This is a genomic window from Pandoraea iniqua (genome assembly GCF_902459685.1).
In the GTDB taxonomy this organism is placed as follows: Bacteria; Pseudomonadota; Gammaproteobacteria; order Burkholderiales; family Burkholderiaceae; genus Pandoraea; species Pandoraea iniqua.
Map to the genome: position 1 here is coordinate 228972 of NZ_CABPSF010000004.1, position 12880 is coordinate 241851.

15 protein-coding genes are annotated in these 12880 nt (G+C 61.0%); 7 read left to right on the top strand and 8 right to left on the bottom strand.

Features of this window, described 5'->3' with window-relative positions; translation table 11 throughout:
- Positions 1 to 23: 23 nt before the first annotated feature.
- Positions 24 to 863 (bottom strand): DMT family transporter, encoded by an 840-nt coding sequence (locus PIN31009_RS16730; protein WP_246185720.1) that lies wholly within the window; start codon positions 861 to 863, stop codon positions 24 to 26.
- Between PIN31009_RS16730 and PIN31009_RS16735 the strand changes: the two genes are divergently transcribed.
- Complete coding sequence (locus PIN31009_RS16735; protein ID WP_246185721.1) at positions 856 to 1836, top strand: AraC family transcriptional regulator; 981 nt, start codon at positions 856 to 858, stop codon at positions 1834 to 1836. The genes PIN31009_RS16730 and PIN31009_RS16735 overlap by 8 nt on opposite strands.
- Here the strand turns inward: PIN31009_RS16735 and PIN31009_RS16740 are convergent.
- Positions 1796 to 2251 (bottom strand): carboxymuconolactone decarboxylase family protein, encoded by a 456-nt coding sequence (locus PIN31009_RS16740; protein ID WP_150791019.1) that lies wholly within the window; start codon positions 2249 to 2251, stop codon positions 1796 to 1798. The genes PIN31009_RS16735 and PIN31009_RS16740 overlap by 41 nt on opposite strands.
- Complete coding sequence (locus PIN31009_RS16745; protein ID WP_150791020.1) at positions 2244 to 2723, bottom strand: cupin domain-containing protein; 480 nt, start codon at positions 2721 to 2723, stop codon at positions 2244 to 2246. The genes PIN31009_RS16740 and PIN31009_RS16745 overlap by 8 nt, the downstream gene beginning before the upstream one ends.
- A 109-nt stretch (positions 2724 to 2832) precedes the next feature.
- On the opposite strand from PIN31009_RS16745, the gene pdxR reads away from it, so the two are divergent.
- The 4 genes from pdxR (at position 2833) to PIN31009_RS16765 (ending at position 6479) form a co-directional block, all read left to right on the top strand.
- Positions 2833 to 4233: a MocR-like pyridoxine biosynthesis transcription factor PdxR gene (gene pdxR / locus PIN31009_RS16750; protein ID WP_150791021.1), complete on the top strand. Its 1401-nt coding sequence runs from the start codon at positions 2833 to 2835 to the stop codon at positions 4231 to 4233.
- Positions 4234 to 4236: 3 nt separating this feature from the next.
- The gene (locus tag PIN31009_RS16755; protein ID WP_150684706.1) at positions 4237 to 4917 is read left to right on the top strand and encodes a Crp/Fnr family transcriptional regulator; all 681 of its coding nucleotides are present in this window, start codon (positions 4237 to 4239) and stop codon (positions 4915 to 4917) included.
- A gap of 109 nt (positions 4918 to 5026) precedes the next feature.
- Positions 5027 to 5443: a RidA family protein gene (locus tag PIN31009_RS16760; RefSeq protein ID WP_150791022.1), complete on the top strand. Its 417-nt coding sequence runs from the start codon at positions 5027 to 5029 to the stop codon at positions 5441 to 5443.
- 1 nt (position 5444) lies between these two features.
- Positions 5445 to 6479: a 4-hydroxyphenylpyruvate dioxygenase family protein gene (locus PIN31009_RS16765; RefSeq protein ID WP_150791023.1), complete on the top strand. Its 1035-nt coding sequence runs from the start codon at positions 5445 to 5447 to the stop codon at positions 6477 to 6479.
- 49 nt (positions 6480 to 6528) lie between these two features.
- Here PIN31009_RS16765 and PIN31009_RS16770 read toward each other — a convergent pair whose 3' ends face one another.
- Positions 6529 to 7662: an acyltransferase family protein gene (locus PIN31009_RS16770; protein WP_150791024.1), complete on the bottom strand. Its 1134-nt coding sequence runs from the start codon at positions 7660 to 7662 to the stop codon at positions 6529 to 6531.
- Positions 7663 to 7883: 221 nt separating this feature from the next.
- On the opposite strand from PIN31009_RS16770, the gene PIN31009_RS16775 reads away from it, so the two are divergent.
- Positions 7884 to 8876, top strand: coding sequence for a sulfonate ABC transporter substrate-binding protein (locus PIN31009_RS16775; protein ID WP_150791025.1), 993 nt, complete (start codon positions 7884 to 7886; stop codon positions 8874 to 8876).
- Here PIN31009_RS16775 and PIN31009_RS16780 read toward each other — a convergent pair whose 3' ends face one another.
- Positions 8877 to 10004 carry an agmatine deiminase family protein gene (locus tag PIN31009_RS16780; RefSeq protein WP_150791026.1) on the bottom strand — a complete coding sequence of 376 codons (1128 nt, stop codon included), beginning with the start codon at positions 10002 to 10004 and terminating at the stop codon, positions 8877 to 8879. It abuts the gene before it with no gap.
- Between the two features lie 165 nt (positions 10005 to 10169).
- Here PIN31009_RS16780 and PIN31009_RS16785 point away from each other — a divergent pair, with 165 nt between their 5' ends.
- Positions 10170 to 11054, top strand: coding sequence for a LysR family transcriptional regulator (locus PIN31009_RS16785; protein ID WP_150791027.1), 885 nt, complete (start codon positions 10170 to 10172; stop codon positions 11052 to 11054).
- Positions 11055 to 11140: 86 nt separating this feature from the next.
- Here the strand turns inward: PIN31009_RS16785 and PIN31009_RS16790 are convergent, their stop codons facing one another.
- Genes PIN31009_RS16790 through PIN31009_RS16800 form a run of 3 tightly spaced genes read right to left on the bottom strand, consistent with a single transcriptional unit; the run spans position 11141 to position 12772 of the window.
- Positions 11141 to 11662: a phage tail protein gene (locus PIN31009_RS16790; RefSeq protein WP_150684699.1), complete on the bottom strand. Its 522-nt coding sequence runs from the start codon at positions 11660 to 11662 to the stop codon at positions 11141 to 11143.
- Positions 11663 to 11674: 12 nt separating this feature from the next.
- Positions 11675 to 12211 carry a phage tail protein gene (locus PIN31009_RS16795; RefSeq protein ID WP_150684698.1) on the bottom strand — a complete coding sequence of 179 codons (537 nt, stop codon included), beginning with the start codon at positions 12209 to 12211 and terminating at the stop codon, positions 11675 to 11677.
- 9 nt (positions 12212 to 12220) lie between these two features.
- Positions 12221 to 12772, bottom strand: a complete 552-nt coding sequence (locus PIN31009_RS16800; protein ID WP_150791028.1) for a phage tail protein — start codon at positions 12770 to 12772, stop codon at positions 12221 to 12223.
- Positions 12773 to 12880: the final 108 nt, after the last annotated feature.

Consider the following 12880-nt stretch of genomic DNA (forward strand, 5'->3'; position numbering starts at 1 on the left):
GTGACGTCAGGGGCTTTTTGTTTTTATGCTTTTTGTTTTTCAAACCACCTCGTTTTCTCCTGTCGCCGTGCCTGACTCAGCACAACCCCGCAAATCGTCAACCCGCCGCCCCACAGGTGATACGCATGCAGCGCTTCGCCAAGGAAAGCGGCTGCGACGATGGCCGTCAGGATGGGGATGAGGTTCATGAACACGGCCACCCGATTCGCGCCGAGGCGTTGCACCGACAACATCCAGACGAAGGGCGCAACGATCGACCCCGGAATCGCGGCGTACAGCACCATCGCGATGTTCGACGATGAGAAGACCATGGGTGGCTCAAGCAGAAAGCTGGGCAGCAGGAACACCAAGGCCCACGCCATTTGCACATACAGCGACGTGAACGCAGGCATCGGCATGGCCCAGCGCCTCAGCAAGATGCCGTAAGCGGCGAACGTCAAAGCGACCACCAGCATCAGCGCATCGCCTCGCCCGACGCCTTGCGAAAGCAATGCGTGCGCGTCGCCCTTGGTGACCACTAGCAGAATGCCGACGAACGACAAGGCAACGCCGAACATGGCTCGGCGCGAAGGCACGTCACGGAAAAACGCCGTGTTGAGAAGCACAGTAAGCAGCGGAACCAAGGACAGCAAAATGCCCATGTTCGTCGCGCTCGTGAAGCTCGCCGCGTAGTACCCGACACCTTGGCATAGCGCCATGCCGAGCAGCCCGAGCCCCGCGAGTCTCGGAAGATTGGCGCGTATCACGGCGCGATGCTGCACCACGCTTCTGGCGACAAACGGCGTCAGGACCATAAAGGCGACGAACCAGCGATCAAAAGCGATGACGCCCGGCGGAATGGCGCCGGCGGCAAGCTTGTTCACGATCGCATTGCCCGCCCAAATGCACACGGCGAGCAAACTGAGGAATAGGTATTTCGGGGGCATGCAGAAGCTCCATCAACACAATGGGGCTAGAATAGCCACTATCCGTTTATCGATATATAGCGATTTTCAGACAATCATGAAGCGAAGCGGACAGGCGAGTGCCAAGGCCAAGGCCGATGCAGAGACGCTGGCAGCGCTGACAGCGTTAGCACCGGCACCGATGACGTTCCGATCGGCGACCTACGAAGGCGGCGCGGCTTATCTGCCCCGGCGTCAGCCTTGGGGGAAGATCGGCTTTGCGCTGACCGGCGTGATGGAGGTCAGCGTCGAGGGAAAGCGGTTCTTGTCCCCGCCGCATTACGCCACGTGGATACCCGTCAACGCGCATCACCACTGTCACAACCGCAACAGCGTCAGATTCGTCACGATTTACATCGATCAGGCATGGTGTTCAGACATGCCAGACACCGCGTGCACGTTGGTGCTCAGCCCGCTGATTCGCGCCATTTTTTCGGACTTTTTGGCGCGCGAAGTCATGGTGCCGGTGACCGAAGACGATTTGCGGCTCGTGCGCGTGTTGATGGATCAGTTGAAGAAAGCACCGCGGCGGGACAGCTATCTGCCGCTCTCGGACGATCCGCTGTTGCAGCCGATCATCGATGCATTGCAGTTGAACCCGAGCGATCGGCGCTCGCTGGCCGACTGGGCCGAATCGCTCGGCACCACCGAACGAACGGTGTCCAGGCGCTTTCAGACGGGGCTCGGCATCTCGTTCAACGAGTGGCGCCAACGCCTGAAGCTGGTGGCGGCGCTGACACAAATTGAAGAGGGCAAGTCCGTGCAGCGCATCGCCGACGAGCTTGGCTATCGCTCATCGTCGGCATTCATTGCCATGTTCCGCCGCCAGACCGGAACCAGTCCGTCCTATCTCAGCGATCCACGGCCGCCTGAGGCGTATTGCGAAAGCTAATGGCCATGCGGTTGTACGCATTCATCAGGCTGATAGCGAGCGTCAGGTCGACCAGCTCACGCTCATTGAACACCTCACGTGCTTCGGCATACTGAGCATCCGGCACCCCCGTTTGTGCAACGAGCGTGACCGATTCGGCCCACGACAGTGCCGCACGCTCGCGGGCGTCGAACAGATTGCCCGCTTCCCGCCATGCCTGCACCAGCGCGAGCTTTTCCACTTTCATCCCTTTCTTCAGCAGATCCCGCGTGTGCATGTCGAGGCAGAACGCGCAGTTGTTGATCTGCGAAACCCGCAAGTACACAAGCTCGACGAGTTCCGGTGGCAAGCTGGATTGCGTGACGTAGCCATAAACGCCGCCGAGCGCTTTCGCACCCCCGGGAGCCACTTGGTTGTAATCGAGTCGCTTACTCATGTGAGTTCTCCTTCGTAGCGCCTGCGTCAGGCAGCGGGGTGGTCAAGGCTTTGTCTTGCGTATCGACGACAAACACGGCGAGCAGCTTGGCGGGTTTCGTCTTGCTGGCGTTACGGCTGACCCGATGGATGGCGCCCGGCGTCTCAAAAAAAGCTTCGCCCGCGCGATAAACACGCTTCGGCCCGTCGTCGATCTGAGACTCGATCTCGCCAGCAACGACATAAGCATAGATGAACGCCGACTTCGCGTGCGCATGCGGCAGCGAGGCACCCCCCGGCGCGTAATCGACGACCACGGCCTCGAGCGATTTGCCGGGGACGTTCGGCAGCGCATGGGCAAAGTTCGGCGTGACGGTCTCACCGCTGCTATGGGCATTGGGTGCGCCATGGGCGCTCGCTGGGGCCACCAGCGAAAGGTTGGCCGCGACGGCTGCTACGGTCACGGCGAGCGAGATGATGAAGCGAGATTTCATAAGGACGTTCTCCTGTTTGCGTTCTGCTATTCTCGTGCCGGGTTGGGTCAACAGAAAGCACCAAGAACCAACATTCTTGCTGTACCACCAGCCCTGCCGGGAGAGGCCAATGACGCTTCAGATTCAACTCGACCGCTCAGCAGCCACGCCACTGTCCGAGCAGATCCGTTTGGCGATCAGCGCTGCCATCGAGCGCGGCACGCTGGCGCCGGGGGCGCGTTTGCCGTCGTGGCTCGACCTCGCCGCACAGCTCGGCGTGGCAAGAGGCACGGTCAGGCTCGCCTATGACCGGCTGTCGGATGCGCAACTCATTACGGCGTCACGCGCCGCAGGCACACGGGTGGCGGAGCGGCCGCCAAGTGGCAAGACGCCCAACACCGCTTACGATCCGAGCCCGTTCATGCGGACCTACGAAGGGCTCACTGCCGGGCCGGCCATCTTTCAGATGGGCGTCTCGGCCCAGCAGACGCTTCCGGCGAAGCTCTTCACCCACGTGCGCGCGTTTGCCCTTCGCGCCGAGTCCAGCCCATCCGTCGTGTATCCGGACCCCCGCGGTGAGCCGAACCTGCGCCGGGAAATCGCGGCGTACGTCAGTCTTGCACGCGGCATCGCATGCTCGCCCGATCAGGTCATCGTCACGAGCGGATTCAGCGGCGGGCTGGGTCTTGCACTGCGAGCGCTGGGGCTGGAGGGAAAACAGGCGTGGGTAGAAAATCCGGGCTTCCCGTTCGCCAGACACGGACTGACGCTGGCCCAACTCAAACTCTGTCCCGTACCGGTCGACAGCGAAGGCATCGACGTGGCCTACGGCATCGCCAACGCACCTGATGCTTCGCTGGTGCTGGTAACACCCGGGCAGCAGGCGCCACTGGGCCCGACACTATCGCTGGCGCGACGTCTTCAACTGTTGGACTGGGCGACGAAAAACGACGCGTGGATCATCGAAGACGATTACCTCAGCGAGTTGCAGTTGAGCGCCCGAGCGGCGCCCGCACTGGCGTCGCTGGACCGAGGCCAACGGGTGATTCATATCGGCTCGTTCAGCAAGACCATCAGCCCTGCGCTACGGTTGGGGTTCGTCGTCGTCCCGCTGCCACTCGCCTCGACGTTTGCCGAAGTCACCGCCTGTCTGGCGCCCGCGCCTTGGCCGTCGGTGCAGCTCGCCGCCGCCAAGTTCATGGCGGAGGGCCACTATCTGCGGCATCTGCGGCGGTTGAAGCGTCTATACTTCGCGCAACGCGCTGCGCTACTCCAGAGCCTTGAAACACACGCACTGGAAACCGTATCCGCCGGACTTGCCGTATTGGTTCGCCTGCCCGACGACGTGTCGGATGTCGACGTGGCGAGAGAGTTACTGACCTACGGGCTGGGGCCGGCGGCCCTGTCGCCTTGGTACGTGACGCCCGAGACGGCCCGTTCGGGGCTCTTGCTGGGCGTGGCCACCGCGCCCGAGACCAACTTGGCAAGGTCCTCGGCGCGCCTCGCCGATGTCATACGTCGCCTGAGATGACTCATGCCCACGAAAAAACTCGCGCTTCCCACGACGCAAACCTGGCATCTCGACGACGCGACAGCCGATATCTGGACACAAGCGGCCCATCTCGGCCACAGAAAGAAATACGTTAAAGGCGCCGTCATCTATCGACAGGGGGAGCAGGGCTTCACCTTCTACTTCCTGCTCGCCGGGCGAGTGCAGGTCTCCATTTTTCAGCACGACGGCGCCGAGTTCATTCTCGAAGTGATGGGGCCGGGGTCGATGTTCGGTGAAAGCCCCGCAGTGGAGGGCGATAGCCGCATTGCCACCGCGATCACGGTCGAAGACGCTGAGCTCATTGAATTCGACATTCGCGCCATCATCGACGCGATTCCGGCTCGCCCTGAACTGGCCGTGTCGTTGATGCGCATCATTGCGCTCAAGCAACGCGTGCTCGCATCGCGCATTCAATATCTGGCGCTGCCCAAACCGGAAATGCGTATCGGCGAACTCCTCGCCCGCCTTGCCGATCTTTATGGCGAAGTGCACGACGGCCGCACGCTAATTTCGATTGCCCTGACCCACGAGCAGATCGCCGCGATGACCGGCGCCACGCGTGTCACCGTGACCCGTGCGTTAAAGCGCCTGACCGACCTTGGCGTGATCGAATTAAAACAACGCCGCATTTGGGTTATCGATCGGACACGACTTCTCGGCTGACTTGGTAGCGCGATATACAGACTCGGCGTTTTCGCCTCGATAGAGTGATGTGCATGCAGTCCCCTGCGAATTGCCCACTCCTCTATTCCCCTAGCGAGAAGAAACCACCATGAGCCATATCGAGCGCCTGCGCCTGCCTGAAGACGATGCCACTTTCGGCGGCAATCGCATCTTCGACTTGTTTCAATACTCCCCGGCGGTCACCGCCAACGGATTGGTGTTTATTGCCGGTCAAATCGGCCTGCGAGCCGACGGCACCATTCCCGAGTCGCCGAAGGAACAGATCGACGCCGCGTTCAAACGCATCGCTGCCGTGCTCACGCACGTGGGTCTCGACTTCACCGACGTCGTCGAGTTGGTCTCGTACCACACCGACCTGACGAACCATCTGACGGACTTCCGCGCGGTGAAGGAACAGTACATCCGCGCCGACTTCCCGGCGTGGACCATTCTGGGCGTGGCCGCGCTGGCCCGCCCCGAGCTGATCGTCGAAATCAAAGTCGTTGCCGCAACGCGCAAGGCCTGACATGACCCATCCAGTCAAGACCGACGGCTTCGCGTTTGTCGAATTCGTTGCCGAGAATCCCCGAGCGCTTGTCGCGCTTTTTCAGAAGCTGGGCTTTCGCGTTCGCGGACAAGCGCGGGGTGACGTGTATCTGATGACGCAGGGGGCTGCGGCGTTCATCGTGAACGGAATGCCGAACGCTTTTCGCGAGACGCATGGCACGTCGGTGCGCGCCATCGGCATTCGTGTGAATGATGCTGCGCGTGCGCAGTCACAAGCGTTCGCCGGCGGGGCTGAGGTTGCCCGAGCAAGCAAGGAGGGTGCCTTCGTTATCGACGCACCGGCCATTCTCGGTATCGGGGATAGTCTGGTGTACTTCGTGGATTTCGACTTCCGGCAACGATTCAACGCCGCTGCCGAAGCCTGTAACATCGCCGATGGCGGTGCCAGCATCGTGGCGGTCGACCATACGTCGAACATCGTGCATCCGGCGAACCTCGACCGCTGGGCCAACTTCTATCGCGACACGTTTGGCTTTGCGGAGAAGCAGTACCTCGAGGTCAAAGGGCACATGTCGGGAATGCGCGCGCGCTCCATGGTGAGCCCATGTGGCCGCGTATCGATTCCGGTGGCGGCGGCGGCCCACGACAAGCCCGGGGTGCTGAACCAGAACGACGAATTTATTCGCGACTATGGCGGGGAGGGCATCCAGCACATTGCGCTGTTGACCGCCAACATCGAGAACACGATCGACGCCTTGAGTCAGGCGGGAATTGCGTTCATGCCGGCGCCCCCGCAGGCGTATTACGCCGGCATAGACGGGCGTCTGCCCGATCACGGACTGGACGTCGAACGCTTAGCCGGCCGAGGCATTCTCGTCGACGGAAAGGGGCCGAAGCGCGTGCTCTTGCAGCGTTTCACGAAACGGCAAATCGGCCCTGTGTTCTTCGAAATCATCGAGCGCCGGGGCGAGGACGGGTTCGGCGAAGGCAATTTCAAAGCCCTGTTCGAATCGCAGGAGAAGGACCAGCAAGCGCGTCGACTGAACGGCAGCTAACGTGAAATTTGGCTACCGTCTTCTCGCCGCTAAGGCATTGCGTCAACGATTACACGGCCGCATCGGGCTGGTTGCGTTGCCGCAATGCCATTTTTTGCGGCGCAGGAACCCATTTGTCACGTAGCCGCAAGAACGGTCGCTCGACGCCGAAATACGTCAGCGTGGACATCGAAAATACGATGACAAAGAAACCGACGATTCGCATGATCTTTTCGGTCATGGTGCCACCAAGTCCGAAATAGTGGTACAGCACATAAAACACCGATAGATTCACCAGATACGCGGAATACGAAAGCTTCGCAATGCGTGAAGTGAACACCACCACGAGGCGCGGAAGCTGTATCGACAGTCCGAGCGTGATCATGCCGCACACGCCTAGCGAAGTAACGGTAAAGAGCCAGAATTTCGCAAAAAAATGCGTATCAAGCCAAGCCGTATCCAGCCACATGGCGTAAATTGCGACGGGCAGAAAACCTAGTAGAGCAAGGCTGAGAATTCTGAGCGCACCCGGTTTATCGCGTAGCGTCACGCGATGCAGATAAGCGAGCAGTACGCCCCACATCAAGGAGTCGAGACGATACAAGGCAATTTTTCTAACTTCGTCGTCCCAATGCGTTGCATGCAGTGCGCCGTGATAGCGCAGGGCCATAGAGAACGCCAATAGCGCGAAGAGCGCGACTAACAACGAGAGCATCGGCTTGCGAAGCAGCGTCCAGGCGAGCACCACGGCAATAGGGAGCGCAAAGTAAAAAACCTCTTCGACAGCCAAACTCCACGCTTCTGGGAAGAACGAAGGATGAACGCGAAGCAGATTTTGCGTAAAGACGAGATAACGTCCCACTTCCGCTTCTTTGGCGAACGTCCAGCCGAGCCAGAAAATCAAAAGATTCACAACAAGGTAGAAATAGTAGTTCGGCAGCGTTCTGAACCACCGTCTTGCCATGAAGTTGGCGATTGTCGTCATCGACCCATCGAATCGTTTGACGGTGTCGATCAGAATTCCGCCAATCAGGAAACCACTAAGGCAGAAAAAAACCTCGACGCCGAAGAACCCGGCCATGTGTTGAGTCAGAACGACTGCAGGCTCTGGGATGAAGGTGAAACCATGCGATACGAGGACCAGCAGAATCGCGAGAGCTCGTAATAGATCGAGCCACTGGTTCCGTCCGTTGTAGTTAGCCATTCGTGTGCTGATTTGTTGGGCAGTTCACTGGGGTCAGGGCGCATGCCTGAGTGGGCGCGCCGATTCTACCAATACCGGGACATTTCCCAAAGAAAACCGGGGGCCACCCCAATTGCCCTCGACAGCCACACTGGCGTCATAAGCATTCCACAAGCGATTCGTTCCCCTCGCGGCGGTGGCCGATTAGTCTGGACGGCACACTCAACTTCGATGGATTCGCCATGTCTGCCCACTTCTCCGCGGCTCGCCGCCGTTTGCTGACGACCGGCGCTGCGGCGCTTGCCTATGCCGCAGCCGCCCCGATCGCCTCGGCGCAATCGGGGGCGCCGGGGGCCGCAGGCGCGACCGGCGGGCGAGTGCTTCGCATCGGCAATCAGAAGGGGCTGCTCACGCTTCTCAAGGGGCGCGGCACGCTGGAAAAGCGGCTGGCGCCACTGGGCGTTCACGTGACGTGGACCGAATTCCCATCGGGGCCGCCACAACTCGAAGCGCTCAATGTCGGGTCGATCGATTTTGGCGATGTCGGCGAAGCCCCGCCGGTGTTTGCCCTCGCGGCCGGTGCGCCGTTCGTCTATTTCGGGCAGGGCGTTCAGCGGCCGAATAGCGAAGGGCTGCTCGTGCCGAAGACCTCACCGATCACGTCGTTTGCGCAGCTGAAAGGCAAGCGCGTCGGGTTCACCAAGGGCTCGAACACGCACTATCTGTACGTGCGGCTGTTGCAACAGGCGAACCTCAAGCCGCAGGACGTCACGCCGGTTTTCCTGCAGCCTGCCGATGCACGCGCGGCGTTCGAGCGCGGTGCCATCGACGCGTGGCTGATATGGGACCCCTTCCTTGCCGTCGCGCAGAAGTCGCTTGACGCGCGTCTCGTGGCCGACGGCACCGGCCTTGTCGGCAATCGCCTGTACTTCTTCACGTCGCGCACCTACGTTCAACACAACGAGGATGTGCTGCGCGTGGTCATCGAAGAACTCAACGCCGTCGATAAATGGGTCGAGGCCAATCGTGCTGCGGCCGCGTCCGAGTACGCGCAGTTGTGGGGTGTGCCGCGTGACGCGGTCGAGTTGGTGCTGTCGCGTCAGCGCTTCGGCATCGAGCGGATCACGCGCGCTACGCTGGCCGAACAGCAGCAGATTGCCGATGCGTTCCTTGAGCTCAATCTGCTGCCCAAACGCATCGACGTTGCCCAAGCGGCGCCGCCGTCACTGGGGTGATCAGGCGGGCTGCTGCTGTGTCGTGCAGTGAATACCGCCGCCGCCGCCCGCGATGCCGTCGATATTGATCTGCACGATCTCTCGCTTGGGGAACAGATCACGCAGTTTGTCGCGTGTGCTTTTGTCCGTCTGACTGTCGCCGAACTGAGGCGCGATCACGGCGCCGTTGCACACGTAGAAGTTGACGTATCCGGCGGCAAACTCGTCTGACTCGTACGTGCTGCGCACGCTGTTCGGACCGGGCAGCACGACCACTTGCAGCTTGCGGCCCGCGGCGTCCGACGCCTGACGCAGAATGTCGAGGTGGCGTACCGTCACCGCATGATCGTAGGAACTCGTATCGCTCTCCAGATGGGCGATCACGACGCCCGGGCGGGCGAATCGCGCGTAGAAATCGGTGTGACCGTCGGTAATGTCTTTGCCCGCGATCCCCGGTAACCAGATGATCTTGCGCAGGCCCAACAGCCGCTTCAGTTCCAATTCGCATGCCGCCTTGTCGACGCCGGGGTTGCGGTTGCGATTGAGCACGCAACTCTCGGTAATGATGGCGGTGCCTTCGCCGTCGACCTCGATGCCACCGCCTTCGAGTACCAGACGCGTGTTCAACAGGCGCACACCGGCTTCCTGCGCGACAAACGCGGCGACCTTTGCGTCGTCGGCATGAGCCTGCTTTTTCCCCCAACCGTTGAAGTTGAAGTTGATGCCCGCCTTTTCGCCACTGCGCCCCCGGACAAACACGGGCCCGGTGTCGCGTATCCACAAATCGTCGATCGGCTGCACGATCAGGTTCACCGCGTCGCCGCATTTGCGTTGGGCCACGTCGTAGTCTTCCTCGCGCACGAGCATATTGACCGGCTCGAAGTCGCCAATCGCCTGAGCGATTCGCGCCAAACCGTCCTGAGCCGCCTGCTGCATGCGGCGGCCCCAGATGTCCTCGCTCGGCCCGAAGGCCATCCACGTGGCTGTGTGACGTTCGCCTTCGTCCGGCATCGACCACGACAGCGCATTGCCGTCCGGCGTGCCCGCTGCGAAGGCGCCACGGGCCAAACCACCGGTGACGGCACCACTCACCAGTGCTGCGCCCGAGGCCACCAATCCGCGCTTCAGAAAACGACGTCTTGCTTGCATAACTCCATCCTGTCGAAGCATTCCCGCACGAGATTACGCCATCGAGCGATCGCCGGTGCGTCGGCAAATCAGGCAGTTGACGCAGTTTGCGTCATCTATTCGATAATAAAAAGCGAGGTTTATTGCTATGATTAATCAACTTTTCTCATATCTTGGTGCGCATCGATGACTCGGCAGCGTATTCCTTCGCTCAAATTGCTGATGGGCTTCGAGGCGGCGGCCCGCCACGGCAATTTCTCACGGGCGGCGGACGAATTGCATATTTCGCAATCGGCCATCAGCCATCAAGTGCAGCAATTGGAAGCAGAAATCGGCCAGCCGCTCTTTCGCCGCGTCGGGCGGGGCGTGGAATTGACGGTCGCGGGCGAAGTGCTCCAGCGCAGCGTGCAGCGCTCGGTCGACACCTTGCGAAACGGGCTCGGCCGTATCGCGACCTATCTCGACCCGGGTCTCGTCGCCATCGCGGGGCCAGCGTCACTGTTGCATGGCTGGCTGAGTCCGCGCATCGAGCAACTTCAGGCTAGCAACCCGGCACTGTGTCCGATGCTCTCGACCGACGACGCCGCGCGGTTCATCGACGAGACCGACATCGACATTGCCATCAGCGACCGGCCGCTTCAGCAAACCGGACTTCTGGAAATACCGTTTTTGAAAGACGAGTGGGTGATCGTTGCCACGCCCGAGTTGGCTGAACAACTCGCGAGCGTCTCCCACGATCAGCATCCCGCGCACGCGTCGCTGATCTGTCTCGAAGAGAGTTTCACCCGTGACGAAACGGCGGCGCTGTTTCGCGATGCGCTGGCGCCGTTTCGCAAGCGCGCCATCTATGACGACGAACGTCTCCTGCTCGATGCCGCGCTGCGAGGGCAGGGCATCGCGTGCGTCTCGCGATTGCTGGCGGACGAAAGCCTGAAACAAGACCGCCTGCGCGTGCTTCCCGGCTATCCCCGCATAGCAGGGCGTACGTGGTGGGTGTCGCGCGTCGCCGGCGAGCCACGTTCGGCATTCGTGACGGAAGTGTTCGACTGGCTGATCGCGCAAGCCGCATAACGTCTGGCGGGAAATAGAAAACCGGCACCCCGCCAACGAATGGCGGAAGTGCCGGTTTTAAAACAACGACGATTTCGACGCGCGCTTTAAGGGCGCGGCGGGAACTCGCCGTTTTTAATCGCGATACAGAAATTCAACGGCAGATACGGTTGCATGTTGTTGTGCGCACCGCCTGTGCAGGCGGGGCCGACCGTCAACGGCGAGAGCGCTACGAGCGACAGATCCGACGTGTTCTCGCGATACGCGTTGTTGCCGCCGACAACGAAGCGGGCGGGCAGCTTGTCGCTGGCCGAGTCGCCTGCCGGACGCGTGGAGTTCACATAGGCCGTATGCGTGTGCAGCGGCATGTGCTGGTCTTGGAGCGTCACCGTCGGACTCCCCTCCACCTTGCCCATCTGGGCCGCCTCCGTGGTTCCCCGTGATACCAATCCACGCAGATCCGGCACCGCGAACGTGGTCCTGCCGTCCCCGCCGTACGTCGTGCCAATCACGGCATAGAGCTCAGGGAATAGGCGAATCTGAAGGATCGTACCGTCGCAGACAACCCAGTCGATCGGCGCATAGTTGAAGGCGTAGAGCCGAATTTCACCAATGTAGTAATCGTCCATGGAGCTCTCTGGTCAGCCTTGCGATGGGTAGAGGCCGGAGACGCAGATGATGTAGTTCATCGACGCCGTGGGCATGACGTTGGGGTGCGCAGTGGGCTGAGCATTGCCGGCCGGTGCAATGGCGGGCGCCGCCAGTGCTGCCTTGGTGGGGGCGGAACGTACCCCCGAGTCATAAAACACCGAACTGGTTTTAGCGAGTGTTACGCCCGGGCCGGGGGTGGGCGTCGTGGCGTCGGCCGTCGAGGCGTTGATCGTATGCAAGTGGCCCGGCACGTCCGACGGCTGGAGCGTGACCGTGTCGCTGCCAACCTGTTGGCCGATGAGCCGCTGCGTGGCTCCGGGCGCTTGTCCCGCGCCGATGGGCACCCGCAGTCGCAGGTCGGGCAGCCGGAAGTTGCTTCTGCCGTCGCCGCCGTACGTCGTACCGATCAACGAGAACAGCACCTCGTAATCGGAAGCGATGTTGAGGAGTTCCCCGTTGCAAAACTTCCACCCCAGCGGGGCGTAGTTGCCGGCGAACATGCGAATTTCACCAATGTAGGCTTCCATGTCCGGCTCCTAGGGGCGTGGCGGGTAGAGGCCGCCCTGAACACAAATGATGTAGTTCAGGACCAGCGAGGATTGCATGTTGTTGTGGCCGGTGGCGTCGCTCGTCGCGCCACTCGCTTCGGGCGACTCGGCTGTGAGCGTTTGCGCCGTTACCGGGCCATAAAGCGCGGTGCCATCTACCGTCGCTGTGTCCGGCTGCGAGATCACACTCTTGGCGAGCAGACGGTCTTTGCCGGTGCCGGCGAGCGGTTGCGTCGCATCGTTGGTCGCCGCACGGAACTCATGCGAATGCGTGGGCACCTGCTGAGCATTGAGCGCCACCGTTTCGGTACCCCCGGGCGCACCTTGGTTGTACGTCCCTGGCAGCCGATGCATCGCGACGCGCCCGCGCAGGTCGGGCAGCCCGAAGGTGACTCGGCCGTCACCACCGTATTGCGTGCCAAGCAACGAGAACAGCACCTGATTGATGTTCACGTTGAGCAGGCGCCCGTCACACGGTAGCCACCCCCTTGGTACGACCGGAAAAGCACACAAACGTATTTCCCCGAGATATGAGTCCATCCGTTTCTTCCTGGTTAAGTGGCGACGCCACGATCTTTGAATTCTTATAGGCGCGCATTTTGCCATCGTCATATTTCATTTCAAATATATTTCGTTTCCCTTATTAAA